Genomic DNA, 23,025 nt, shown 5'->3' with positions numbered 1-23,025 from the left:
TAAAGAATGATCAGTCCATGGAGTGAGTCCTAATGGAAATCCCAGTTCGCAAGCCCGTCTTGCGTTATGCGCCTGCTCGTGCCGGTTTCGCCCTGGCCGGCATCCTGCCCCTGCTGATGTCTGCCCAGGCAGCGGCGGTCGAGTTCAGCTTCCTCGACAACGAAGTCACCGGCTCGCTGGACAGCACCGTGTCCTACGGCGCGCTGTGGCGCGTGCAGGGCCAGGACAAGACCAACAACGACATCAACGGTAACGACGGCAACCGCAACTTCAACACTGGCCTGGTTTCCGAGGTGTACAAGATCACTTCCGACCTGGAAGCGACTTACAAGAACTACGGCCTGTTCGTACGCGGCTCGGCTTTCTATGACACCCAGATCATGGACAAGCGCAACGACTACTACGACAACAACCATCCGGCGCAGCCGAGCCAGACCTATCCGAACAGCGACCGCTTCACCAGCGAGACCCGCGATGCTTCCGGCAACCGCGCCGAGATCCTCGATGCCTACGTCTACGGCAACTGGGACGTGGCCGATCACCCGCTGACCGCGCGTTTGGGCCGCCAGGTATTCAACTGGGGCGAGGGCATCTTTTACCGTGGTGGTGTGAACACCACCAACCCGGTGGACGCCGCCAAATTCCGCCTGCCGGGCTCCGAGCTGAAGGAAGTGCTGATGCCTGTCGAAGCCGTGAGCTTCAACATCGGCCTGACCGACAACCTGTCGATGGACACCTTCTACCAGTGGAACTGGAAAGAGACCCGCATCGACCCGGTCGGCACCTTCTTCTCCGAGACCGACCTGTTCGCCGATGGCGGCAACACTGCCTACACCACGGTCGGCGCGCTTTCCAATCCGCTGTTCCAGAGCCTCTACCCGCAACTGTCCGCTGCCCACGTAGGCGGTCTGCAGGGTACCCAGTACCTGGATTCCAACGGTGTGTTCAAAGTCGCCAACGTCGGCAAGGACATCAACGCCAAGAACGATGGTCAGTTCGGTGTGGCCTTCCACTACGTGGCTGAAGAACTGAACTCCACCGAGTTCGGCTTCTACTTCGTCAACTACCACTCCAAAGAGCCGACCATCTACGCCGACCTGAACAGCGACTACGCTGGCGTGGATCTCGACCAGCTCGCCGGCGTCGGTGGCTTCACCTCCTACGACCAGCTGGTGAGCGCCGCAGGCAGCGGCAACGCCCTGGCCGGCCAGGTGCTGAGCCTGGTGAACGGCGCGACCTCCGTGGACGTCGCCAACCAGGTCAACGCCCGCCGTGAATATGTGGAAAACATCCGCATGTACGGCTTCAGCTTCAACACCACCGTAGGCGACGCCTCGGTGTTCGGTGAGCTGGCCTACCGCCCGAACCTGCCGATCGGCATCGCCACCACCAACGACCTGCTCGGCGACCTGCTGGTCCAGGCCCCGGCGCTGGCCAGCGGCAAGACTGTGAACATCGGTGGTGGTGACGTCTCGATTCGCGACCAGATCCACAACTACGAGCGCGTCGAGGCCTTCAACACCTCGCTGGGCACCATCTACAACTTCGGCCCGTCGCTGTCCTTCGACTCGCTGATGGGCGTGGCGGAACTGGCTTCCGAACACCTGCGCGGCAGCGATCTGCAGTACACCGCGTATGACGGCAGCACCCGCTACTACTCCGGCCGTGGCAACGGCGCCTACATCTCCGGCTACGACCGTGATGATCAGGTGAACAAGAACGCCTACGGCTACACCCTGCTGCTCTCGGGTACCTGGAACGACGTGTTTGCCGGCGTGAACGTCTCGCCCTATGCCGTCTACAAGGACGACTTCGAAGGCAACTCCTACCAGACCGGCAACTTCATCGAAGGCCGCAAGGCCTACACCCTGGGCGTCAAGGCGACCTACCTGAACGCCCTGGAAGCGGAACTGCAGTACACCGAGTTCTACGGCGCCGGGCAGAACAACGCCGGCCGCGACCGCGACAACGTCGGCTTCAACGTCAAGTACTCCTTCTAAATAACGACAAGCGTGCGGCGGGATTCAGTAGTACCCGCCGCACGCGCCTCACGGAGAAGCAACATGCGCAACATGCGTACCCTGGTCGGCGCCGCAGTGGCCCTGGCCCTGTCCGCCGGCAGCGCCCTGGCGGCGGTTTCCCCGCAGGATGCGGCCAAGCTGCAATCGACCCTGACCCCGATGGGCGCGGAGAAGGCCGGCAACGCCGCCGGCACCATTCCCGCCTGGACCGGCGGCATCACCCAGGCCCCGGCCGGCTACAAACCGGGCCAGCACCATATCGACCCGTTCGCTGCCGACAAGCCGCTGTACACCATCACCAAGGCGAACCTGGACCAGTACAAGGCCAACCTGACCCCCGGCACCCTGGCTCTGTTCGCCACCTACCCAGACACCTTCCAGATGCCGGTGTACCCGAGCCGCCGCAGTGGTTCGGCGCCGCAGTGGGTCTATGGCAACACCCTGAAGAACGCCACCAGCGCCAAGCTGGCCGAGGGCGGCAACGGTTTCGTCGATGCCTTTGGCGGCGTGCCGTTCCCGATCCCGCAGAGCGGTGTGGAAGCGGTGTGGAACCACATCGCCCGCTACCGTGGTACCTACATCGTGCGTCGCGCCTCCGAAGTGGCGGTGCAGCGCAACGGCGACTACTCGCTGGTGACCTCGCAGCAGGAAGCGCTGTTCAAGTACTACATCCAGGGCAACAGCTTCTCGAACCTGAACAACCTGCTGTTCTACTACCTGTCGTTCACCAAGAGCCCGGCTCGCCTGGCCGGCGGTGCCGCACTGGTCCACGAGACCCTCGATCAGGTCAAGGAGCCGCGTCAGGCCTGGGGCTACAACGCCGGCCAGCGCCGCGTGCGTCGTGCGCCGAACCTGGCCTACGACACGCCGATCGCTGCTGCCGACGGCCTGCGTACCGCCGACGACACCGACATGTTCAACGGCTCGCCGGATCGCTACGACTGGAAGCTGATCGGCAAGAAGGAAATGTACATCCCGTACAACAACTACAAGGTTTCCAGCCCTGAGGTTAAGTACAAGGATCTGCTGACCCCCAGCCACCTGAACCCGAAATACACCCGCTATGAACTGCACCGCGTGTGGGTCGTCGAGGGCACCCTGAAGCCGGGCTCGCGCCACATCTACTCCAAGCGCGTGCTGTTCCTGGACGAAGACAGCTGGGGCGCCGCCGAAGTGGATCAGTACGACGGCCGTGGTGAGCTGTGGCGCGTGTCGCTGGCCTACCTGAAGAACTACTACGAGCTGCCCACCACCTGGACCGCTCTGGATACCTTCCACGACCTGCAGGCCCGTCGCTACCACGTACAGAACCTGGACAACGAAGAGCCGACCACCATCGACTTCAGTCAGGCCGTACCGGACGACTCTTACTTCAGCCCGTCCGCACTGCGTCGCCGCGGCACTCGTTGAGTTCGTGTCATGCCTGAAAGAGCCCGCCCTTCGGCGGGTTTTTTCATTGGTGACAGAAAAAACGCCAGGACCTGTAGGACCGAGGGGGACGCCCAGTCCTTGCTCGCGAACGCATCAACCGGCAGCGCTGGGGCTGGGCGGGTTCGCGAGCAAGCTCGCTCCTACAGGAAGAGCCCCGCCTTGGCGGGGCTTTTTTATGCCTGCGTGAAAGCGTGAGGGAGTAAAAGTGTTACCGCTCCACCCGCTGGAAGCCCCCAGCAGCGCGCCTTTCGGATGAGGTGGCCAAATGCACTCATCCTTTCGAGTGAGGCGCTCCGGGCTTAACAAAAGATAACGTGCCGTTAATTGTCAGCCTCGGAAAAGGCTGGCTATATAGCTCCAAACTACATACCGCCTGCATAAGAAAAAGAGGTAAAGGCATATGCGTGAGCCCCTGTGGCGCACTTCGAGCGAGCAGCCCGTATCGGGAGTGCGAAGCTCCTTCCCGATGTCGCGCAAGTCGATTTCCCTGCTCGGCGCGTTTTCCTTCCTGATGATGTCCCTGGCTCCGCTGCATGCCGTTGCCGCAACGGATGCCGCCAGCGATGCCAACTCGATCATGTCCGCCAAGGCCTCCAGCAGCCTGCTGCTGAGCATCGCCCATGCCGGCAAGCGGCTAGTCGCGGTGGGGGACCACGGGCACATCCTCTATTCCGACGACGCCGGCAAGAGCTGGACCCAGGCCACCGTGCCGACCCGCCAGCTGCTGACCTCGGTGTTCTTCGTCAACGACAAGAAGGGCTGGGCCGTCGGCCATGACGCCCAGGTCCTGGCCACCACCGATGGCGGCACCACCTGGGTGCGCCAGTTCGAGGACCTCAAGCGCGAAGCGCCGCTGCTGGATATCTGGTTCCAGGACGAGAACCACGGTGTGGCCGTGGGCGCCTATGGCGCGCTGCTGGAAACCACCGATGGCGGCAAGAGCTGGGAAGACGTCAGCGATCGCCTGGACAACGAAGACCAGTACCACCTCAACGCCATCACGGCGGTGAAGGATTCCGGCCTGTTCGTGGTCGGCGAGGCGGGCAGCATGTTCCGCTCCAAGGACTGGGGCGAGACCTGGGAAAAACTCCAGGGCCCCTACGAGGGTTCGTTGTTCGGCGCCACCGGCACCACCCAGGCAGGCACCGTCCTCGCCTATGGCCTGCGTGGCCACCTGTTCCGCTCCACCGATTTCGGCAGCACCTGGCAACAGGTCAGCCTGCCCACCGCCAACGGCGGCGAGCTGGAGTTCGGCCTCTCCGAAGGCAGCCTGCTCGATGACGGCACCATCGTCGTCGTCGGCCACGGCGGCAGCGTGCTGGAGAGCAAGGACGACGGCGTCAGCTTCAGCGTCGTCAACCGTCCGGATCGCCTGTCCCTCGCGGGCGTGAGCGCGGCCGGCAATGGCAACCTGGTGCTGGTCGGCCAGGGCGGTATCCACCTGGCTTCGGCGACCGGCGCCGAGCTGACAGAACAACAATAAGCCGGGGAGCCGCAATGAACGCTCTGAACAAGCATCAACAGGACAAGGCGACTTTCCTGGAACGCATCATCTTCACCCACCGGCCGTTCGTGATCATCACGTGCCTGCTGGTGACCATCTTCCTCGGCTGGTCGGCCACGCAAGTTCGCCCGTCCACCAGCTTCGAGAAGATGATCCCGCTGCAGCATCCGTTCATCCAGAACATGCTGGAGCACCGCAACGACCTGGCCAACCTCGGCAACACCGTGCGCATCTCGGTGGAAGCGGTGAACGGCGACATCTTCACCAAGGAGTACATGGAGACGCTGCGGCAGATCCATGACGAGGTGTTCTACATCCCGGGCGTCGACCGCTCCGGCATGAAGTCGCTGTGGAGCCCGAGCGTACGCTGGACCGAAGTGACCGAGGAAGGCTTCGCCGGCGGCGAAGTGATCCCGCAGACCTACGACGGTTCCGCCAAGGCCCTGGACCTGCTGCGCAACAACGTGCTCAAGTCCGGCCAGATCGGCCGCCTGGTGGCCAACAACTTCAAGTCGAGCATCGTCGACGTGCCGCTGCTGGAGGTCTACCCGGACCCGAAGGACCAGGGCAAGCTGATGAAGCTAGACTACCGCCAGTTCTCCCATGAGCTGGAAGAGAAGATCCGCGACAAGTACCAGCTGCAGAACCCCAACGTGAAGATCCACATCACCGGCTTCGCCAAGAAGGTCGGTGACCTGATCGACGGCCTGCTGATGGTGGTCGGCTTCTTCGGCATCTGCTTCGTCATCACCCTGGTGCTGCTGCTGTGGTTCACCAAGTGCGTGCGCTCCACCATCGCCGTGCTGTCCACCACCCTGGTGGCGGTGATCTGGCAACTGGGCCTGCTGCACATCATCGGCTTCGGGCTGGACCCGTACTCGATGCTGGTGCCGTTCCTGATCTTCGCCATCGGTATTTCCCACGGCGTGCAGAAGATCAACGGTATCGCCCTGCAGTCCAGTGACGCGGAAACCCCGCTGCTGGCCGCCCGCCGCACCTTCCGCCAGCTGTTCCTGCCGGGCATGATCGCCATCCTCGCGGACGCCGTCGGCTTCATCACCCTGCTGGTGATCGACATCGGCGTGATCCGCGAGCTGGCCATCGGCGCGTCCATCGGCGTGGCGGTGATCGTGTTCACCAACCTGATCCTGCTGCCGGTCGCCATCTCCTACATCGGCATCAGCAAGAAGGCGGTGCAGCGCAGCAAGGAAGACGCCGTGCGCGACCATCCCTTCTGGCGCGCGCTGTCCAACTTCGCCAGCCCGTCCGTGGCGCCGATCTCCGTGGTCATCGCCCTGGCGATGTTCGCCGGCGGCATGTGGCAGGGGCATCACCTGAAGATCGGCGACCTCGACCAGGGCGCACCGGAGCTGCGTCCGGACTCGCGCTACAACCTGGACAACGACTTCATCATCCGCAACTACTCGACCAGCTCCGACGTGCTGGTGGTGATGGTGGCGTCCGAGGCCGAAGGCTGTTCCACCCACAAGACCCTGTCCGCCATCGACGAGCTGGCCTGGCGCCTGGAGAACACCCAGGGCGTGCAGTCGGCCATTTCCCTGGTCACCGTCTCCAAGCAGATGATCAAGGGCATGAACGAAGGCAACCTGAAGTGGGAGTCGCTGTCGCGCAACCAGGACGTGCTGAACAACTCCATCAGCCGCGCCGAAGGCCTGTTCAACAGCAACTGCTCGCTGGCGCCCCTGCTGGTGTTCCTCAACGACCACAAGGCCGAGACCCTCGATCGCGCCGTGGCTGTCGTTCAGGAATTCGCCAAGGCCAACGAGAAGGATGACCTGAAGTTCAAGCTCGCCGCCGGTAACGCCGGTATCGAGGCCGCCACCAACGACGTGATCAAACACTCGGAACTGACCATCCTGATCCTGGTGTACATCTGCGTTGCGCTGATGTGCCTGATCACCTTCCGTTCCTTCGCCGCGACCCTGTGCATCGTGCTGCCGCTGATCCTCACCTCGGTGCTGGGCAACGCGCTGATGGCCACCCTGGGCATCGGCGTGAAGGTAGCGACCCTGCCGGTGATTGCACTGGGCGTGGGTATCGGCGTGGACTACGGCATCTACATCTACACCCGCCTGGAGTCTTTCCTGCGCCAGGGCCTGTCCCTGCAGGAAGCCTACTACGAGACCCTGAAGTCCACCGGTAAAGCGGTGCTGTTCACCGGCCTTTGCCTGGCCATCGGCGTCGCCACCTGGATCTTCTCGGCGATCAAGTTCCAGGCTGACATGGGCCTGATGCTGACCTTCATGCTCCTCTGGAACATGTTCGGCGCCCTCTGGCTGCTGCCGGCGCTGGCACGCTTCCTGATCAATCCGGAGAAGGTGCGTCAGAAGAAGGCTTCGATCCTGGTTCACTGATCGACGCTCGAGCAATAAAAAACGCGGCCCTCGGGCCGCTTTTTTTTATGCTCTTCGTAGGAGCGAGCTTGCTCGCGAATCAACTCCCGCGACGAGGCTGTTCGCGAGCAAGCTCGCTCCTACAGGCAGGACGGATTACGGCAGGATGGCAAACACCCGCGCCGGGAAGCCCGTGCCCTCGGCAATCTTCGGGAAACTCACCACCGCCAGCGCGCCGGCCTCAGGCACCTTGTCGAGGTTGGAGAGCAGTTCGATCTGGTAGTGGTTGGTGCCCAGGATGTACGACTCCAGCGAGTAGTCGTCCTTGCTGGTGGCGATACCCGGATCGGTGTCGGTGGTCTCGTGGCCGGACGCGGTGATCTTGCGCGTCTCGTAGAGGTACACCAGCGCCTCCTTGCTCCAGCCCGGATAGTGCGCGACACCCTTGGCGTCCTGGTTCTGCATCTTCGCCTGGTCCGGCCAGCGCCGGGACCAGTCGGTACGCAACGCCGCGAAGGAGCCTTCCGGTACCGCACCATGCCTGGCTTCCCAGGCCTTCACATCGGCCAGGGTCAGTACGTAGTCGGGATTCTTCGCCACCTGCTCGTGGATATCGAACACCACCAGCGGCAGGAACTGCTCCTTCACGTCGAGTTGATCGACGCTGCGCAGGCCCTTGTGGAAGTGCACCGGCGGGTCGACGTGGGTGCCCCACTGGCCAACGTGGCTGTACAGCTCCACCTGGAAACCGTCCTTGTCCACGGTGTAGAGCGTCTTGCGACCCATGGGCTCGAAGCCTTTCCAGTGCGGTGTATTGCTGTCGAACGCGTGGGTCAGGTCGACCCAGTCGTGCTGCTTGAGGCTGGCGTAGGTATCCCACAGGCCCGGCTGGGCGGCCTGAGCCGACTGGACGAGAAACGGTAGCAGGGCGACGGCGAAGAGCAGGGCGGGGCGGCGTTGCATGGGTCTGATTCCTTGACGGGGATGGGAGGGAACGCCTTATCTTTCTCCATCGCTTGTCCAATCATCCAATTCTGAATTCTGCTTTTCTTATTCCAAAACTTGTAGGGGTAATCATGTCCTTCCAACTGATCGAGTACGCCGACGCCAGCCCTGAAGTCCGCGCTGTCTACGACGACATCATGGCGACCCGCAGGATCGACTGGGTGAACAACTTCTGGAAGGCCCTGGCCAACCACCCGCAGACCCTCAAGCGCACCTGGGAAAGCCTCAAGCAAGTCATGGGGCCGGGGCAGTTGGACCCGCTGGTAAAGGAGCTGATCTACGTCGCCGTGAGCGTCACCAACAACTGCAACTACTGCATCGGCTCCCACGGCGCGGCGGCGCGCAAGGCGGGGATGGACGATGCCATGCTCGGCGAGCTGATGGCTGTGGTGGCCATGGCCAACGAGACCAACCGTCTTGCAATCGGCTACCAGGTGCCGCTGGACGATGTGTTCAAGGGGGCGGTGATGGAGCACAGCGGCGGTTGAGACTGTTCGCGAGCAAGCTCGCTCCTACAAAAAACGCACCGGCGCGTCCCTGTAGGAGCGAGCTTGCTCGCGAACCCGGGCCGGCGCCGGATGCTCAGGGGGCTGGTGCCGACAACCGCTGCATCGCCTTCACTGGCGTCCCGTCGCTCCAGCGCCCCATGGACAGCTGCGCCGGCCCACCACCCAGCGCGTAATCGCGGTCCTGGCCGTAGAAGGCTGCATCGCACAGTGCATCGAACAGCTTCCACGGCCCGAACCAGTCCATCGCATCGGTCGCCAGGGCATTGTGCGCCGAGGGTTGCCCTTGTTTCAGACGCTGCTTCACACGCTCCTGCACGCGGTTGAGCAACCAGCTGGAAGAGTCGCTGGGCGGGTAGCGCGGATCGAAGCGCGGTGCGGTCGGCGCTGCGTGGTTGGCCAGCAGCGGCGGGCTGCCGTGGCGGTCGCTGCGCAGCAGGAGCAGGTCCTTGTTGCGGGGCTCGATCTGGGTGCTTTCCGCATAGATGCGCTGCGCGTCATCGCAGGCGACACGCTCGTCCTCGTCGCCGCACACTGCCAACAGCAAGGTACCGGCGAGAATGTTCGCCAGCGGCTCCAGCGGGACCTGCCGCCAGCGCGGACCACTGCTCTTGCCCGGCTCAACCGCCATGAGCGCTCGCGGCTGCGGAATGCCCAGCCGTTGCCAGGAGGCGGCGAGCCCGCTGGCGATCAGGCCGCCTGCCGAATGGCCGACGTAGGCGACGTGCTCCAGCTCCGGCTTCACTCCCAGCTTGCCCGCCTGCAGATCGGCGATGGCGCGGCGCACGGAGTCGGCTGCGTTGGGCAGGAACTCCGCCGCTGGCGTCTTCAGCGTCGCCTGGTAGCGCGGGTAGATGAGAATGGCGCCACGCCGGACGATGTGCTCGATCCAGGCGCGGTAGAGGTCCGGCTGCATGACGCTCCAGCCGTGGGTGAAGACCACCACCGGCGCGCTGGCGGGGGCTGGGCGCTCCGGAGTGAACACCCAGTATTCGTTGTCATCGGCCGAGAAGTGCCACTGGCGCACGTCGGCATGGGCATAGTGCGAGCCGCCGGGGCCCTGCAACGGCTGGGTCGGTGGCAGGGCCTCGGCTGCCTTCAACGGGCCGGCCGCGAGGAGGTTGCAGATCAGCAGCAGGCCGGCGGCCAGCGCCGGAATCAGCCGGTGGGCGGGCATGGACGCACCTCTGGCGGGGATGCCACCAGCATAGCCGTCAGCGTGGATAGAGCGGCGGCAGGCTGCTGGCCTCCGGCGCCGGCGGTGCGTCCGGGTCGGCACCGGGAAGGGTGCGGATGGCGCGCCAGAGGTCTTCGCCCTGCCAGTTGCGTCCGCCTTCGCTGTCGCTGTAGAGCGCACCGTTGAGGCCATCCAGCGCATCGGACAACGGCACGAAGCGCGCTGCCATGTCGGCCAGGGTTTCCGGTTGTTGCCGGGCCCAGGCGTCCAGCGCCTGGCGGGTGGCATGGGAGTCGTTGGCCTGGCAGGCGCGGCGCAGTTCATCGAGCAGCGTGCGGGTACTCGGGCCGGCCTGCGCCACGCGAATGACCGCCGGCTGGCTGCGGGCGCGCCACCACAGGCCAAAGCCGAGCAGGGTGGTCAGGCTGAGCAGTGCGCACGCGAGCTGCCAGGGCCAGAGCAGCATGTCGCTGACTGCTGCTTCGCTGGGGGCAGCGGGGGCCTCGGTGTGTTCTTCCAGTTGCGCATTGGCGGCGACTTGCAGCGTGCGCGCCGGCAGGCTGGTGCGCTCGACCCGGCGCTCCTGGGTATTCCACCAGACCACTTCCACCGGCGGCAGCTCGACCGGGCCGGCCTTGTCGGCGATCAGCGCTTCGCGTTCCTCGCGGCTGCCGATCATGCCCTGGTCACTGCTTTCGTTGGCCAGCTGCGGCTGGTCCGGGTAATGGCGCAGGCCTTCGGGCAGGGTGACCGGCAGCGGCGGCAACTGGGCGCCGGACAGGCCATCCACGCGCAGCATGATGTTACGGGTCAGCGATTCGCCGGCCTTGGCTTCCTCGGGCTGCGGGCTCCAGGTCTCGCTCAGGCTGAGCGAGCGTGCCGGCAGCCAGGGTGCGTCCTTCGGGTAGTCGGCGGGCTTGGGGTCGATCTGCAGCGGAATGCTCGGCGAGGTAACCAGCACCTGCTTGCCCGGCTGCGGGCCGAACGGGTTGTAGTCATCGTCGTTGCGGCGCTGGGCCACCTGCGTGGCCTTGAAGGTCTGGCCGGGGATATCCAGGGTGCCGCTCTTCTGCGGGAAGATCGCGTAGCGCACTTCGATCACACCATGGCGAACGCCGTTGATGTCCTTCTCGTAGGTGCGCGGCTCGCCCAGTTGTTCGACGCGGGCGTCGTTCATGCGCAGCGGGCTGAGGCTGCTGTCGTCGTACAGCGACACCGAGTGGTAGATGCGCAGGGTGAGGATGACCTGGGCCTGCACCCAGCTTTCCTCGCGATCGACACTGGCGTCGATGAACACCGGCGCGAGCTTCTGTCCCTCGGCGCTGTCTTCGGCCTTGAGCACATCGAGGCTGATCGGCTCGCTGGCGTTGCCGCCCAGGTGGATCGGCGGGATTTCCACCTTGCCTTCGCTGCGTGGCTGCAGGGTGATGATCCAGCGCGTGGTGGCCTGGGCCTTGCCGTTGAGCGTGGTGAGGCGGTTGACCTGGCGGGTGCCCAGGACCACGAAGTGCTCGTCCAGCGGTTTCAGGTCGGGTTTGCCGAACAGCGTCGGGTCATCGGACTCTAGCGTCAGCTCGACGCTCTCGCCCTGGTTCAGGCGCGCACGGTCGACGCTGGCGGTGAAGCTGGCCTCGGCGCGGAAGGCGGCGAGGCACAGCAGGGTCAGGCAGATCAGCCTTTTCATGGGTTGGGTTCCTGGCGCTGCTGCTGTTGCTGGTACCAGAACTTGCGGCGCAACAGTTCGGACGGATCGTCGGGAATCTGCCGCAGCCACTGTTCCAGGGCCTGACGGCGCTCGTCTCCCAGTGGACCGGCATCTTCCGGGTTGGTTTCCTGATCTTCGCGAACGTCGCCGTCGGGCTTGTCGGCCTGGCTGGCGGTGGGTTTGTCGGCTTCCTGCGATGGGTTCTTCGCCGCCGGCGCCGGTTGCGAGTCACGCTCGCTGGCGTTGTCTTCCTCGTGCTGCTGGTCCTGCGGCTGGGCGGCCTGGGGGTCGCTGCTCTGCCCGGCGTCGTGGTTCTCTTCGGGGGGCTGGTCGGTGCCGTCGCCGGGCGGATTGTCCTTGCGTTGGCGCAACAGGTCTTCGAGAAGGGCTTTGTTGCGCTTGGCGGCCTCCAGGTCGGGGTTGCGCTCAAGTGCCTGGTCGTAGGCGTCGATCGCGGCTTCCAGCTCGTTCTGTTTCGCCAGGGCGTTGCCGCGGTTGTAGTGGTCGGCGGCCTCGTCGCCCTGGGCGAAGGCCTGTGCGGCGTCGACATAATCGCCGGCGCGATACAGGGCCAGACCCTTCCAGCGGAAGTCAGCGAAGTGCTCGGCTGCCTCGGCCGGCTTGCCGGCGTCGAGCAGGCGCTGGCCCTGCTGGTCGGGGCGCAGCCAGAGATCGTTCAGCTCGAAGGCATTGGCGTCCTGCGGCGGCGCCCAGAGCAGCGGCAGCAACAGCGGCAGGCTGAACAGCCAGCCGCGCCGCCCGGCGCAGGCGGCGAGCAGGAGCAGGGGCAACAGCAGCCAGTAGCCCTGGTCGGCCCAGCGCTGCAGGCGTAGCAGGGCATCTTCTTCGCTCACCTGCAGGCCCTGGGTACTGTCCAGCAGACCAAGGGAGCGCAGGTCGCCGCTGCTGGCGCGCAGGCGCTGGAAGCGGCCGCCCATGTCGGTGGCGAAGACGCGCAGGGAACCTTCGTCCAGGCGCGGCACCAGGATGTTGCCCTGGTCGTCCTTGAGGAAGGTGCCGTCTTCCTGGGCGATGGGTGCGCCGCCGGGTGTGCCGACGGCGAGCAGCAGCAGGTCCTTGCCCTTGCCCTTGAGTGCCTGGCGGATGCCTTGGCGTTCACGGGCGTCCAGCGCGCTGGTGATCAGCAGGATACGGCCGTTGCCCTCGGCGCCGTTGTCCAGCAGGCGGCGAGCCTGGGCCACGGCAAGATCGGCGCGCTCGCCCGGTTCGGGCATGATCGAGGGCTTGAGAGCATCGATGAGATTGCGTGCGGTAGCCAGGTCATTGGACAGCGGCACGAGCGTGTGGGCGCTGCCGGCGTAGACGACGATGGCGGTCTGCGCGTCGCTGCGCGCCTGCAGGAGGTCGAGCAGCTTGCGCCGGGCCTGTTCCAGGCGCGTCGGCTTGAGGTCGGTGGCGAGCATCTGTGGGGTGAGCTCCAGCACCACCACCAGCGGGTCGCTGCGCTCCATTGTCGGTTGCTCCACCTGCTGCCAGCTCGGGCCGAGCAGGGCAAGCACCGCCAGCAGCCAGGCGACGCCCAGGTAGATCCACGGGCGGCGTTCGTGACGGCCGTTGCCGCCGGCCAGCAGCCAGGGGTGGAAGGCCTGGGGCAGCAGCAACTGCCAGCGGCCGGCGCGGCGCTCACGGTGCCAGAGCTTCCACAGCAGCCAGCCGAGCGGCGGCAGCAGGATCAGCCACAGCGGGTGCAGCAGGTGCGGCCAAAGGTTGCTCATGGCTGGCGCTCCTTCTGCAGGCGCGCCATCCAGGCCGGCCAGCGCCAGTCCTCGGGCGGCCACAGCGTGCCCACCACCAGCGCTGCGCTGATCAGCAGGGCCAGCAGCAGCGGCCAGCGGTACAGCGCGATGGCCGGGCGTGCCTGGGTCGGCTTCTGTTCCACCGGCTCGAGCTGGTCGAGGCTGTCGGAGATACGTTGCAGCTCTTCGCCGTTGCGTGCGCGGAAGTACTCGCCGCCGGTGCTTTCGGCAATGGCCTTGAGCGCCGGCTCGTCCAGGTCCAGCCCCGGGTTGAGACCGAACAGTCCGGCGACGCCGCCCTGCTTGGGATCGGCGCCGATGCCGATGGTGTAGACCTTCACGTGTTCCTCGGCGGCCAGGCGCGCGGCGGTCTGCGGGGATATCTCGCCGGCGGTGTTGGCGCCATCGGTGATCAGCACCAGCACGCGGCTCTCGGCCGGGCGCTGGCGCAGGCGCTTGACCGCCAGGCCGATGGCATCGCCCAGGGCAGTGTCCTTGCCGGCGATGCCGATCAGCGCTTCGTCCAGCCAGATGCGCACGGTGTGGCGGTCGAAGGTCAGTGGCGCCTGCAGGTAGGCGCGAGTGCCGAACAGGATCAGCCCGACGCGGTCACCCCGGCGACCTTCGATGAAATCACCGAACAGTTTCTGCACAGCATGCAGGCGGCTGACTTCCGCGCCGTCCCAGGTCATGTCGGCGTAATCCATAGAACCGGAGACATCCACCGCCACCAGCAGGTCGCGACCGGTGGCGGGGATCGGCAGTGGCTCGCCGACCCACTGCGGGCGCGCCGCGGCCAGCAGCAGGCAGAGCCAGAGCAGGGCGAAGGGCGCCTGCTGGCGCCAGGCCGGCAGGCGCGCACGGGCACGGCGGCCGGCGAGTCCTTCGAGTTCCTTGAGGAAGCTGACCTTGAGCGCCGCCTCGCCATTGTCAGCCGGCGGCAGGATGAAGCGCATCACCCAGGGCAGCGGGGCGAGCAGGAATACCCACGGCCAGGCGAACTCAAACATGCTTGCGCACCCAGGTTTCCACGGCGGCGGCAAGGCCGTCGATGGCCTTGTCGTCCAGCTTGCACTCGGCGCGGTAGCCGCCTTCCACCAGGATCATCCAGCGGGTCAGGCCGGCGGCCGGGCAACGGGTGTCGAGGAAGGCCAGCCAGGCACGGCCGCTCAGGGTATGGCTGTGGCTGTCCGGCCAGCGGGCGCGCGACAGGCGTTTGAGCAGGCCATTGAGCGATTGCAGCCAGGGCCCGGCCGGCGCGCGGTCATAGGGGCGCGGCAGGCGCTTGAGTTCTTCCAGGGCGGCTTCGCGCAGCGGGTCCAGCGGGGCTTCTGTGACCACCTTGGCCTTGCGCCTGGGCAGCCAGCGCTGGCGATTGCGCCACAGCAGCCAGAGCAGCAGGGGCAGGAGAGCGGCGAGCAGCCACCAGCCTGGCGCCGGGGGCCACCAGGGCACTGTCGCCGGTTCGATCAGCGGTTGCAGTTGGTCGAGGGGATTCATTTGGCATAACCCGGCTGATGCTGTTCCAGCAGGTTGCGCAGCTGCTCCACCAGTTCTTCCTGGGTGGTCAGCGGCAGCAGCGGCACGCCAAGGCGCAGTGCAAGGCGCTGCCAGCGCTCGCGGCGGGCCTCGCCAAGGGCGCGGTAAGCCAGGCGTTGCTCGTCGATGTGGGTGTCCAGTTCCAGCTGTGCCTGTCCTTCTGCGAATCTCAACAACCCGGCGGCGGGCAGAGCATGGTCGAGCGGGTCGGATACCGGCAGCATCACCAGGTCGGTGTGCCGCGCCAGCAGGGACAATTGCTGCTCGGCCACGTCGCTGAGCGCGCGCTCGTCGCACATCACCATGACCAGACTGCCAGGGCGCAGCACCTCGCGGGCGCGGCGCAGGGCCATGCCGAAGCCGTCGCCATTGTGGCTGAGGTTGGAGCCGGCGAGCAGGGCGTTGTTGGCGCGCACGATCAGGTTGAACAACTGCAGCAGGCTCTGTTTACTGCGCCGCGGCTTGATCTCGTGGCATTCGCTGTCGGTGAAGACCAGCCCGCCGATACGGTCGTTGTGCGCCAGCGCGGCCCAGCCGACGAAGGCCGCGGCGCGGGCGGCGAGCACGGATTTGAACGATTGCCCGGAGCCGAAGAACATCCGCGCGCTCTGTTCCACCAGGACGTACACCGGGCGCTCGCGCTCCTCATGGAACAGTTTGGTGTGCGGCTCCTGGCTGCGCGCGGTGACGCGCCAGTCGATGGTCCGGACGTCGTCGCCGGCCTGGTAAACGCGCACCTGGTCGAAGTCCACGCCACGGCCGCGCAGGCGCGAATGGTGCAGGCCGATCAGCGGGCTGCGTCGCGAGGGCGTGGAGAACAGCTGGACTTCGTGCAGGCGGTGACGAATCTCGATCAGCTCGCCGAGGGAAACCGCGACGCCGGGCGCCAGGACATTGTGCATGTCAGGCGACGGCGACCACGTCGAGGATGCGCTGGACCACGCGGTCCTGGTCGATCCCGGCGGCTTCCGCCTCGAAGGTGAGGATCAGGCGGTGGCGCAGCACATCGAAAAGCATCGCCTGGATGTCTTCAGGGCTGACGAAGTCGCGGCCAGCCAGCCAGGCGTGGGCACGCGCGCAACGGTCCAGCGCAATGGAGCCCCGCGGGCTGGCGCCGTAGGACAGCCATTCGGCCAGTTCGGCGTCGTACTTGGCCGGGGTGCGCGTGGCCATGATCAGTTGCACCAGGTATTCCTCCACGGCGTCGGCCATGTACAGGCCGAGGATTTCGTGGCGCGCGGCGAAGATGGCTTCCTGGGTGACCCGGCGCTCGGGCTTGGTCTCGCCATTCAGCGCTTCGCCGCGGGCCTGCTGGAGGATGCGGCGCTCAACGGAAGCTTCCGGATAACCGATCTTCACGTGCATCAGGAAACGGTCGAGCTGGGCCTCGGGCAGCGGGTAGGTGCCTTCCTGCTCGATGGGGTTCTGCGTGGCCATCACCAGGAACAGCGGTGGCAGGTCGTAAGTGCTGCGGCCCACGCTGACCTGGCGCTCGGCCATGGCTTCGAGCAGGGCGGACTGCACCTTGGCCGGCGCCCGGTTGATTTCGTCGGCCAGCACCAGGTGGTGGAAGATCGGCCCCTGCTGGAACACGAAGCTGCCGTTCTCCGGCCGATAGATCTCGGTGCCGGTGATGTCCGCCGGGAGCAGGTCGGGGGTGAACTGGATGCGGTGGAATTCGGCCTCCAGGCCTTCGGCCAGGTCCTTGATCGCCTTGGTCTTGGCCAGGCCCGGCGCGCCCTCCACCAGCAGGTGGCCGTCGGCGATCAGGGCGATGAGCAGCCGCTCGATGAGCTTTTCCTGGCCGAGGATCTGGCTGGAGAGATACTGGCGCAGTGCAAGGAGCGACTCACGATGTTCCATCGCGTGGATTTCCTGGACGAAGGGTGGGGCTGTCGGGCCGCCTACTTTACTGCATCGGCCGTCACTCTTGCAGCGCTGCGCTTCGAGCCTTGTGCGGCGCTAGTGGTTCCTGAGTTGCCCGGCCGCCGGGCAGCGGGGTCAGCAGGCGCAGGGAAGTATTGGGGTTGAGCTGGCGGCGCATGTCGCGCGCGCCGCCGTGGACCACTGCGAAACGGTAGACCCAGGCCACCAGGCGCGGCATGCCGGCGTCCAGCAACATGCGGTGGAACAGTTCGTCTGCCTCGGCCTTGGTCACCGGGGCGACGTTGAGGAACTGATAGAGCGCGTCATGTACCAGGCTGGCGTGGTGCGCCACCGGCCAGAACATCACGCGCTCCTGCTGCTGGCCGTGGCGCAGGCACTGCACGCTTTCCAGGTGCTCCCACCAGTCCGGCGTGCCAAGCGTCGCCATCCAGAAGAACGGCACTTTCGGCGAGCAGCCGTCCCAGGCATAGGTGCGGGTGCAGCCGAAGTCGTAGCTCACGGTGCCGGTGCTCAGGTCGACATGGGCAGGGCCGGGGTTGATGACGATGCGCCCGTCGTGCACCACCAGCCATTCGCTATAGAAGTAGCGGCCCCTGAACAGCGGATCTTCGCGGACCAGCGGGAAATCGATGTAGTTGATCCATGGGCCGTTGCGGTCGCGGCTGCAGAAACCCCACTCGTCCACCGAGCGTTCCCGCGCAGCCTGCACCCGGCGCAGGCGTTCGCCCCGGCCGACGATGCGCGGCAGCAGCACGCCGAGATAGACCGGGACCGCGCCGATCAGCAGCGGCCGCACGGCTTCGTCGAGGAATAGCCAGGCCGCCACGAGCAGCGCCGCGCCCAGCAGGGTGACCAGCAGGTTGTCCAGGTGGCGCAGCAGCGGGCGGCGCAGGGGAGGGTGGCGTTGCATGGCGTCCGTTCCAGGCGAGGGACCGCCATGATAGCGCTTTGATATTTCCTCGGGCAGTTGCGGAACGATCGTGCCGCAAATTCTGTCGTTTCCCCAGAGCATGGCGGCTGCATGCCGTTGAACGAATATGTCGCAGCCCCGTAAGCCAGCGGCGGCCCAGTCCCGATAAGCTCGGTGGGATCGGTGACCGCCCGGTCGGGGCTGTCAATCGAGGGTCACACTGCCCGGCTATACCTGTGGCCCGACACAAGACGATATGCGTTCTACGCTCAATCCAATAATTCGAGCCCAGCGGAGTAACAACATGGCGTTCTTCACCGCAGCCAGCAAAGCCGACTTCCAGCAACAACTGAAAGCGGCCCTGGCGCAGCACGTCGACGACAAGGGTCTGCCACAAGTAGCCCTGTTCGCCGAGCAGTTCTTCGGCTTCATCTCCCTCGACGAATTGACCCAGCGCAGGCTGTCCGATCTGGTCGGCTGCACCTTGTCTTCCTGGCGCCTGTTGGAACGCTTCGACCCCGCCCAGCCGGAAGTGGCGGTGTACAACCCCGACTATGAAAAGCACGGCTGGCAGTCGACCCACACCGCCGTGCAGGTGCTGCACCCGGACCAGCCGTTCCTGGTCGACTCGGTGCGCATGGAGCTGAACCGCCGCGGCTACAGCATCCACACCCTGCAGACCAACGTGCTCAGCGTGCGCCGCAATGCCAAGGGCGAGTTGCTGGAGATTCTGCCCAAGAACAGCACCGGCAAGGACGTGCACCAGGAATCGCTGATGTACCTGGAGATCGACCGCGTCTCCCAGACCGGCGAATTGCGCACCCTGGAGAAGGCCCTGCTGGAAGTGCTCGGCGAAGTCCGCCTGGCGGTCGCCGACTTCCCGGCCATGCGCAGCAAGGCCGAGGAATTGCTGGCCTGGCTGGGCAAGTCCAAGGTCAAGGCCCGTGCGGAAGAGACCGCCGAAGTGCGTGCCTTCCTCGAATGGCTGCTGGACAACCACTTCACCTTCCTCGGCTATGAAGAATTCACCGTGCAGGAGGAGGCCGATGGCGGCCACCTGGTGTACGACGACAAGGCTTTCCTCGGCCTGACCAAACTGCTGCGCGCCGGCCTTAACAAGGAAGACCTGCACATCGAGGACTACGCGGTGGCCTACCTGCGCGAGCCGGTGCTGCTGTCCTTCGCCAAGGCCTCCCAGCCCAGCCGCGTGCACCGCCCGGCCTACCCGGACTACGTATCGATCCGCGAGATCGACGCCAAGGGCAAGGTCGTCCGCGAGTTCCGCTTCCTCGGCCTGTACACCTCGGCGGTCTACGCCGAGAGCGTGTTCGACATCCCGTTCATCCGCGGCAAGGTCGCCGCCGTCCTGAAGAACTCCGGCTTCGACAGCAAGGCGCACCTGGGCAAGGAACTGGCGCAGATTCTCGAAGTGCTGCCCCGCGACGACCTGTTCCAGACCCCGGTGGACGAGCTCTACGCCACTGCCATGTCCATCGTGCAGATTCAGGAACGCAACAAGATCCGCCTGTTCCTGCGCAAGGACCCGTACGGCCGCTTCGCTTACTGCCTGGCCTACGTGCCGCGCGACATCTACTCCACCGAAACGCGGATGAAGATCCAGCAGGTGCTGATGGAGCGCCTGAAGGCCAGCGACTGCGAGTTCTGGACCTTCTTCTCCGAATCCACCCTGGCCCGCGTGCAGTTCATCCTGCGCGTCGACCCGAAGAACCGCATCGACGTCGACGCCGCCCAGCTGGAGCAGGAAGCCATCCAGGCCTGCCGCTCCTGGCAGGACGACTACGCCACGCTGGTGCTGGAGAACTTCGGCGAAGGGCAGGGCAACAACCTGCTGGAGGACTTCCCCAAAGGCTTCCCGGCCGGCTACCGCGAGCGCTTCGCCCCGCACTTCGCCGTGGTGGACCTGCAGCACCTGTCCAGCCTGGGCGACAGCCGCCCGCTGGTAATGAGCTTCTACCAGCCGCTGGCCCAGGGCGAGCAACAGCTGCACTGCAAGCTCTACCACGCCGACACGCCATTGGCCCTGTCGGACGTCCTGCCGATCCTGGAGAACCTCGGCCTGCGCGTGCTCGGTGAGTTCCCCTACCGCCTGCGCCACATCAACGGCCGCGAGTACTGGATCCACGACTTCGCCTTCACCTACGCCGAGGGCCTGGACGTCAACATCCAGGAGCTCAACGAGACCCTGCAGGACGCCTTCGTCCACATCGTCAACGGCGATGCCGAGAACGATGCCTTCAACCGCCTGGTGCTGACCGCCGGCCTGCCGTGGCGCGACGTGGCCCTGCTGCGCGCTTACGCGCGCTATCTCAAGCAGATTCGCCTGGGCTTCGACCTGGGCTACATCGCCAGCGCACTGAACGCCCACGTGGACATCGCCCGCGAACTGGTGCGCCTGTTCAAGACCCGTTTCTACCTGGCCCGCAAGCTCACCGCCGAGGACCTGGAAGACAAGCAGCAGAAGCTGGAGCAGGCGATTCTCGCGGCCCTGGACAACGTCCAGGTGCTCAACGAGGACCGCATCCTGCGGCGCTACCTCGACCTGATCAAGGCGACCCTGCGCACCAACTTCTACCAGCCCGACGCTGCCGGGCAGAACAAGAGCTACTTCAGCTTCAAGTTCAATCCCAAGGCCATTCCGGAAATCCCGCGCCCCACGCCGAAGTTTGAAATCTTCGTCTACTGCCCGCGGGTGGAAGGCGTGCACCTGCGCTTCGGCGACGTGGCCCGTGGCGGCCTGCGCTGGTCCGACCGCGAGGAGGACTACCGCACCGAAGTGCTGGGCCTGGTGAAGGCGCAGCAGGTGAAGAACGCGGTCATCGTGCCCACCGGCGCCAAGGGCGGCTTCATCCCGCGCCGCCTGCCGCTGGGCGGTTCGCGCGATGAGATCCAGGCCGAGGCCATCGCCTGCTACCGCATCTTCATCTCCGGCCTGCTGGACATCACCGACAACCTGAAGGAAGGCAACGTCGTGCCGCCGGCCAACGTGGTGCGCCACGACCCGGACGACCCCTACCTGGTGGTGGCGGCGGACAAGGGCACCGCGACCTTCTCCGATATCGCCAACGGCATCTCCGCCGACTACAACTTCTGGCTCGGCGACGCCTTTGCCTCCGGCGGCTCTGCCGGCTACGACCACAAGGGCATGGGCATCACCGCCCGTGGCGGCTGGGTTTCGGTGCAGCGCCACTTCCGCGAACGCGGCATCGATGTGCAGAAGGACAGCGTCACCGTCATCGGCATCGGCGACATGGCCGGCGACGTGTTCGGCAACGGTTTGCTGATGTCGGACAAGCTGCAGATGGTCGCGGCCTTCAACCATATGCACATCTTCCTCGACCCCAATCCGGACCCGGCGGCGAGCTTCGCCGAGCGCCAGCGGCTGTTCAACCTGCCGCGCTCCAGCTGGGCCGACTACGATGCCTCGCTGATCTCCGCCGGCGGCGGCATCTTCCTGCGCAGCGCCAAGAGCATCACCCTGACGCCGGAAGTGCGCGCGCGCTTCGACATCGACGCCGAGCGCCTGACCCCCACCGAGCTGATCCACGCGCTGCTCAAGGCGCCGGTGGACCTGCTGTGGAACGGCGGCATCGGCACCTACGTGAAATCCAGCGATGAAACCCATGCCGACGTCGGCGACAAGGCCAACGATGGCCTGCGCGTGGACGGCTGCGACCTGCGGGTGAAAGTGGTGGGCGAGGGCGGCAACCTCGGCATGACGCAACTGGCGCGGGTCGAATTCGGCCTCAATGGCGGCGCGTGCAACACCGACTTCATCGACAACGCCGGTGGCGTGGATTGCTCCGACCACGAGGTGAACATCAAGATCCTGCTCAACGAAGTGGTGACCGCCGGGGACATGACCAGCAAGCAGCGCAACAAGCTGCTGGCGGAAATGACCGACCAGGTGTCCGATCTGGTGCTGGGCAACAACTACAAGCAGACCCAGGCGCTGTCCCTGGCTGAGCGCCGTGCCCGCGAGCGCATCGCCGAGTACAAGCGCCTGATGAGCGACCTGGAAAGCCGTGGCAAGCTGGACCGCGCGCTGGAATTCCTGCCAACCGACGACACGCTGGCTGAGCGTATCGCCGCAGGACAGGGCCTGACTCGCGCAGAACTGTCCGTGCTGATCTCCTACAGCAAGATCGATCTGAAGGAGCAGTTGCTGGGCTCGCTGGTGCCGGACGACGACTACCTGACCCGCGACATGGAGACGGCCTTCCCGCAGACCCTGGTCGACACCTTCGGTCCGGCCATGCGCCGGCACCGCCTGAAGCGCGAGATCGTCAGCACGCAGATCGCCAACGACCTGATCAACCACATGGGCATTACCTTCGTGCAGCGCCTGAAGGAGTCCACCGGCATGACGCCGGCGAATGTGGCGGGTGCCTATGTGATCGTGCGCGATGTGTTCCACCTGCCGCACTGGTTCCGCCAGATCGAGGCGCTGGACTACCAGGTGCCGGCGGAAGTGCAACTCACCCTGATGGACGAACTGATGCGCCTGGGCCGCCGCGCAACGCGCTGGTTCCTGCGCAGCCGCCGCAACGAACAGGATGCTGCCCGTGACGTGGCGCATTTCGGTCCGCGCATCGCCGCGCTTGGCCTGAAGCTCAACGAGCTGCTCGAAGGCCCGACGCGCGAGCTGTGGCAGGCGCGTTACCAGGCTTATGTCGACGCCGGTGTGCCGGAGCTGCTGGCACGCATGGTCGCCGGCACCAGCCACCTCTACACCCTGCTGCCGATTGTCGAGGCAGCCGACGTCACCGGCCGCGACCCGGCCGACGTGGCGCGCGCCTACTTCGCCCTGGGCAGCGAGCTGGAACTGACCTGGTACCTGCAGCAGCTCAGCTCCCTGCCGGTGGAGAACAACTGGCAGGCGCTGGCCCGCGAGGCCTTCCGCGACGACCTGGACTGGCAGCAGCGGGCAATCACCGTCTCGGTGCTGCAGATGCAAGACGGCCCGGCGGAAATCGATGCGCGCGTGGCGCTCTGGCTGGAACAGCACGCCCCGATGGTCGCCAGATGGCGCGCCATGCTCGTCGAGCTGCGTGCTTCCACCAGCACTGACTACGCCATGTACGCCGTGGCCAACCGCGAGCTGCTCGACCTGGCGCAGAGCAACCAGCAGGGCGTGTGCCCTGTGTGATGCTCAAGCCTGATTGACCTTTTGATGCTCCAGCCCCGCCAAGTGCGGGGCTTTTTTTACCG

Annotated in this window: 15 protein-coding genes; 6 read left to right on the top strand and 9 right to left on the bottom strand. The window is 65.7% G+C overall.

What is annotated here, in order from left to right; genetic code table 11:
- Positions 1–32 precede the first annotated feature (32 nt).
- The 4 genes from G4G71_RS20645 (at position 33) to G4G71_RS20630 (ending at position 7,331) form a co-directional block, all read left to right on the top strand.
- A complete protein-coding gene (locus G4G71_RS20645) occupies positions 33–2,000 on the top strand; it encodes a DUF1302 domain-containing protein (protein WP_169939792.1) in 1,968 nt (655 codons plus the stop codon).
- Positions 2,001–2,063: 63 nt separating this feature from the next.
- Positions 2,064–3,431 (top strand): DUF1329 domain-containing protein, encoded by a 1,368-nt coding sequence (locus tag G4G71_RS20640; protein ID WP_169939791.1) that lies wholly within the window; start codon positions 2,064–2,066, stop codon positions 3,429–3,431.
- Between the two features lie 421 nt (positions 3,432–3,852).
- Entirely contained in the window at positions 3,853–4,935 is a 1,083-nt protein-coding gene (locus G4G71_RS20635; protein ID WP_169939790.1) for a YCF48-related protein, read from the top strand.
- A 14-nt stretch (positions 4,936–4,949) separates the two neighbouring features.
- Positions 4,950–7,331 (top strand): efflux RND transporter permease subunit, encoded by a 2,382-nt coding sequence (locus tag G4G71_RS20630; protein WP_169939789.1) that lies wholly within the window; start codon positions 4,950–4,952, stop codon positions 7,329–7,331.
- A 135-nt stretch (positions 7,332–7,466) separates the two neighbouring features.
- Here the strand turns inward: G4G71_RS20630 and G4G71_RS20625 are convergent, their stop codons facing one another.
- Entirely contained in the window at positions 7,467–8,273 is an 807-nt protein-coding gene (locus tag G4G71_RS20625; protein ID WP_169939788.1) for a cyclase family protein, read from the bottom strand.
- A gap of 113 nt (positions 8,274–8,386) precedes the next feature.
- Here G4G71_RS20625 and G4G71_RS20620 point away from each other — a divergent pair, with 113 nt between their 5' ends.
- Entirely contained in the window at positions 8,387–8,803 is a 417-nt protein-coding gene (locus G4G71_RS20620; protein WP_169939787.1) for a carboxymuconolactone decarboxylase family protein, read from the top strand.
- A gap of 94 nt (positions 8,804–8,897) precedes the next feature.
- Here G4G71_RS20620 and G4G71_RS20615 read toward each other — a convergent pair whose 3' ends face one another.
- The 8 genes from G4G71_RS20615 to G4G71_RS20580 form a co-directional block, all read right to left on the bottom strand.
- A complete protein-coding gene (locus G4G71_RS20615; protein WP_169939786.1) occupies positions 8,898–9,998 on the bottom strand; it encodes an alpha/beta hydrolase fold domain-containing protein in 1,101 nt (366 codons plus the stop codon).
- Positions 9,999–10,035: 37 nt separating this feature from the next.
- Complete coding sequence (locus G4G71_RS20610; protein ID WP_169939785.1) at positions 10,036–11,682, bottom strand: BatD family protein; 1,647 nt, start codon at positions 11,680–11,682, stop codon at positions 10,036–10,038.
- Positions 11,679–13,439: a VWA domain-containing protein gene (locus G4G71_RS20605; RefSeq protein WP_169939784.1), complete on the bottom strand. Its 1,761-nt coding sequence runs from the start codon at positions 13,437–13,439 to the stop codon at positions 11,679–11,681. Before G4G71_RS20605 ends, G4G71_RS20610 begins: the two co-directional genes overlap by 4 nt.
- Positions 13,436–14,470 carry a vWA domain-containing protein gene (locus G4G71_RS20600; RefSeq protein ID WP_169939783.1) on the bottom strand — a complete coding sequence of 345 codons (1,035 nt, stop codon included), beginning with the start codon at positions 14,468–14,470 and terminating at the stop codon, positions 13,436–13,438. Before G4G71_RS20600 ends, G4G71_RS20605 begins: the two co-directional genes overlap by 4 nt.
- Entirely contained in the window at positions 14,463–14,960 is a 498-nt protein-coding gene (locus tag G4G71_RS20595) for a DUF4381 domain-containing protein (protein ID WP_169939782.1), read from the bottom strand. Before G4G71_RS20595 ends, G4G71_RS20600 begins: the two co-directional genes overlap by 8 nt.
- Entirely contained in the window at positions 14,957–15,901 is a 945-nt protein-coding gene (locus G4G71_RS20590; RefSeq protein ID WP_169939781.1) for a DUF58 domain-containing protein, read from the bottom strand. The genes G4G71_RS20595 and G4G71_RS20590 overlap by 4 nt, the downstream gene beginning before the upstream one ends.
- Position 15,902: 1 nt before the next feature.
- Positions 15,903–16,862 carry an AAA family ATPase gene (locus tag G4G71_RS20585; protein ID WP_038803712.1) on the bottom strand — a complete coding sequence of 320 codons (960 nt, stop codon included), beginning with the start codon at positions 16,860–16,862 and terminating at the stop codon, positions 15,903–15,905.
- Positions 16,863–16,923: 61 nt separating this feature from the next.
- The gene (locus G4G71_RS20580; protein ID WP_169939780.1) at positions 16,924–17,796 is read right to left on the bottom strand and encodes a DUF1353 domain-containing protein; all 873 of its coding nucleotides are present in this window, start codon (positions 17,794–17,796) and stop codon (positions 16,924–16,926) included.
- A 304-nt stretch (positions 17,797–18,100) separates the two neighbouring features.
- Between G4G71_RS20580 and G4G71_RS20575 the strand changes: the two genes are divergently transcribed.
- Complete coding sequence (locus G4G71_RS20575) at positions 18,101–22,963, top strand: NAD-glutamate dehydrogenase (protein ID WP_169939779.1); 4,863 nt, start codon at positions 18,101–18,103, stop codon at positions 22,961–22,963.
- Positions 22,964–23,025: the final 62 nt, after the last annotated feature.

It is taken from the genome of Pseudomonas multiresinivorans (genome assembly GCF_012971725.1).
Classification (GTDB): Bacteria; Pseudomonadota; Gammaproteobacteria; order Pseudomonadales; family Pseudomonadaceae; genus Pseudomonas; species Pseudomonas multiresinivorans.
The sequence above is the reverse complement of the archived record's forward strand: the minus strand, read 5'-3'. Positions and strand labels throughout refer to the sequence as shown.

Bases quoted from the DNA above. Each gene is read 5' to 3' on its own strand.
- G4G71_RS20595 (WP_169939782.1), bottom strand. From the start codon at position 14,960: ATGAATCCCCTCGACCAACTGCAACCGCTGATCGAACCGGCGACAGTG.
- G4G71_RS20590 (WP_169939781.1), bottom strand. From the start codon at position 15,901: ATGCACAATGTCCTGGCGCCCGGCGTCGCGGTTTCCCTCGGCGAGCTG.
- G4G71_RS20640 (WP_169939791.1), top strand. From the start codon at position 2,064: ATGCGCAACATGCGTACCCTGGTCGGCGCCGCAGTGGCCCTGGCCCTG.
- G4G71_RS20630 (WP_169939789.1), top strand. From the start codon at position 4,950: ATGAACGCTCTGAACAAGCATCAACAGGACAAGGCGACTTTCCTGGAA.
- G4G71_RS20600 (WP_169939783.1), bottom strand. From the start codon at position 14,470: ATGTTTGAGTTCGCCTGGCCGTGGGTATTCCTGCTCGCCCCGCTGCCC.
- G4G71_RS20605 (WP_169939784.1), bottom strand. From the start codon at position 13,439: ATGAGCAACCTTTGGCCGCACCTGCTGCACCCGCTGTGGCTGATCCTG.
- G4G71_RS20625 (WP_169939788.1), bottom strand. From the start codon at position 8,273: ATGCAACGCCGCCCCGCCCTGCTCTTCGCCGTCGCCCTGCTACCGTTT.
- G4G71_RS20575 (WP_169939779.1), top strand. From the start codon at position 18,101: ATGGCGTTCTTCACCGCAGCCAGCAAAGCCGACTTCCAGCAACAACTG.
- G4G71_RS20615 (WP_169939786.1), bottom strand. From the start codon at position 9,998: ATGCCCGCCCACCGGCTGATTCCGGCGCTGGCCGCCGGCCTGCTGCTG.
- G4G71_RS20620 (WP_169939787.1), top strand. From the start codon at position 8,387: ATGTCCTTCCAACTGATCGAGTACGCCGACGCCAGCCCTGAAGTCCGC.
- G4G71_RS20585 (WP_038803712.1), bottom strand. From the start codon at position 16,862: ATGGAACATCGTGAGTCGCTCCTTGCACTGCGCCAGTATCTCTCCAGC.
- G4G71_RS20580 (WP_169939780.1), bottom strand. From the start codon at position 17,796: ATGCAACGCCACCCTCCCCTGCGCCGCCCGCTGCTGCGCCACCTGGAC.
- G4G71_RS20645 (WP_169939792.1), top strand. From the start codon at position 33: ATGGAAATCCCAGTTCGCAAGCCCGTCTTGCGTTATGCGCCTGCTCGT.
- G4G71_RS20610 (WP_169939785.1), bottom strand. From the start codon at position 11,682: ATGAAAAGGCTGATCTGCCTGACCCTGCTGTGCCTCGCCGCCTTCCGC.
- G4G71_RS20635 (WP_169939790.1), top strand. From the start codon at position 3,853: ATGCGTGAGCCCCTGTGGCGCACTTCGAGCGAGCAGCCCGTATCGGGA.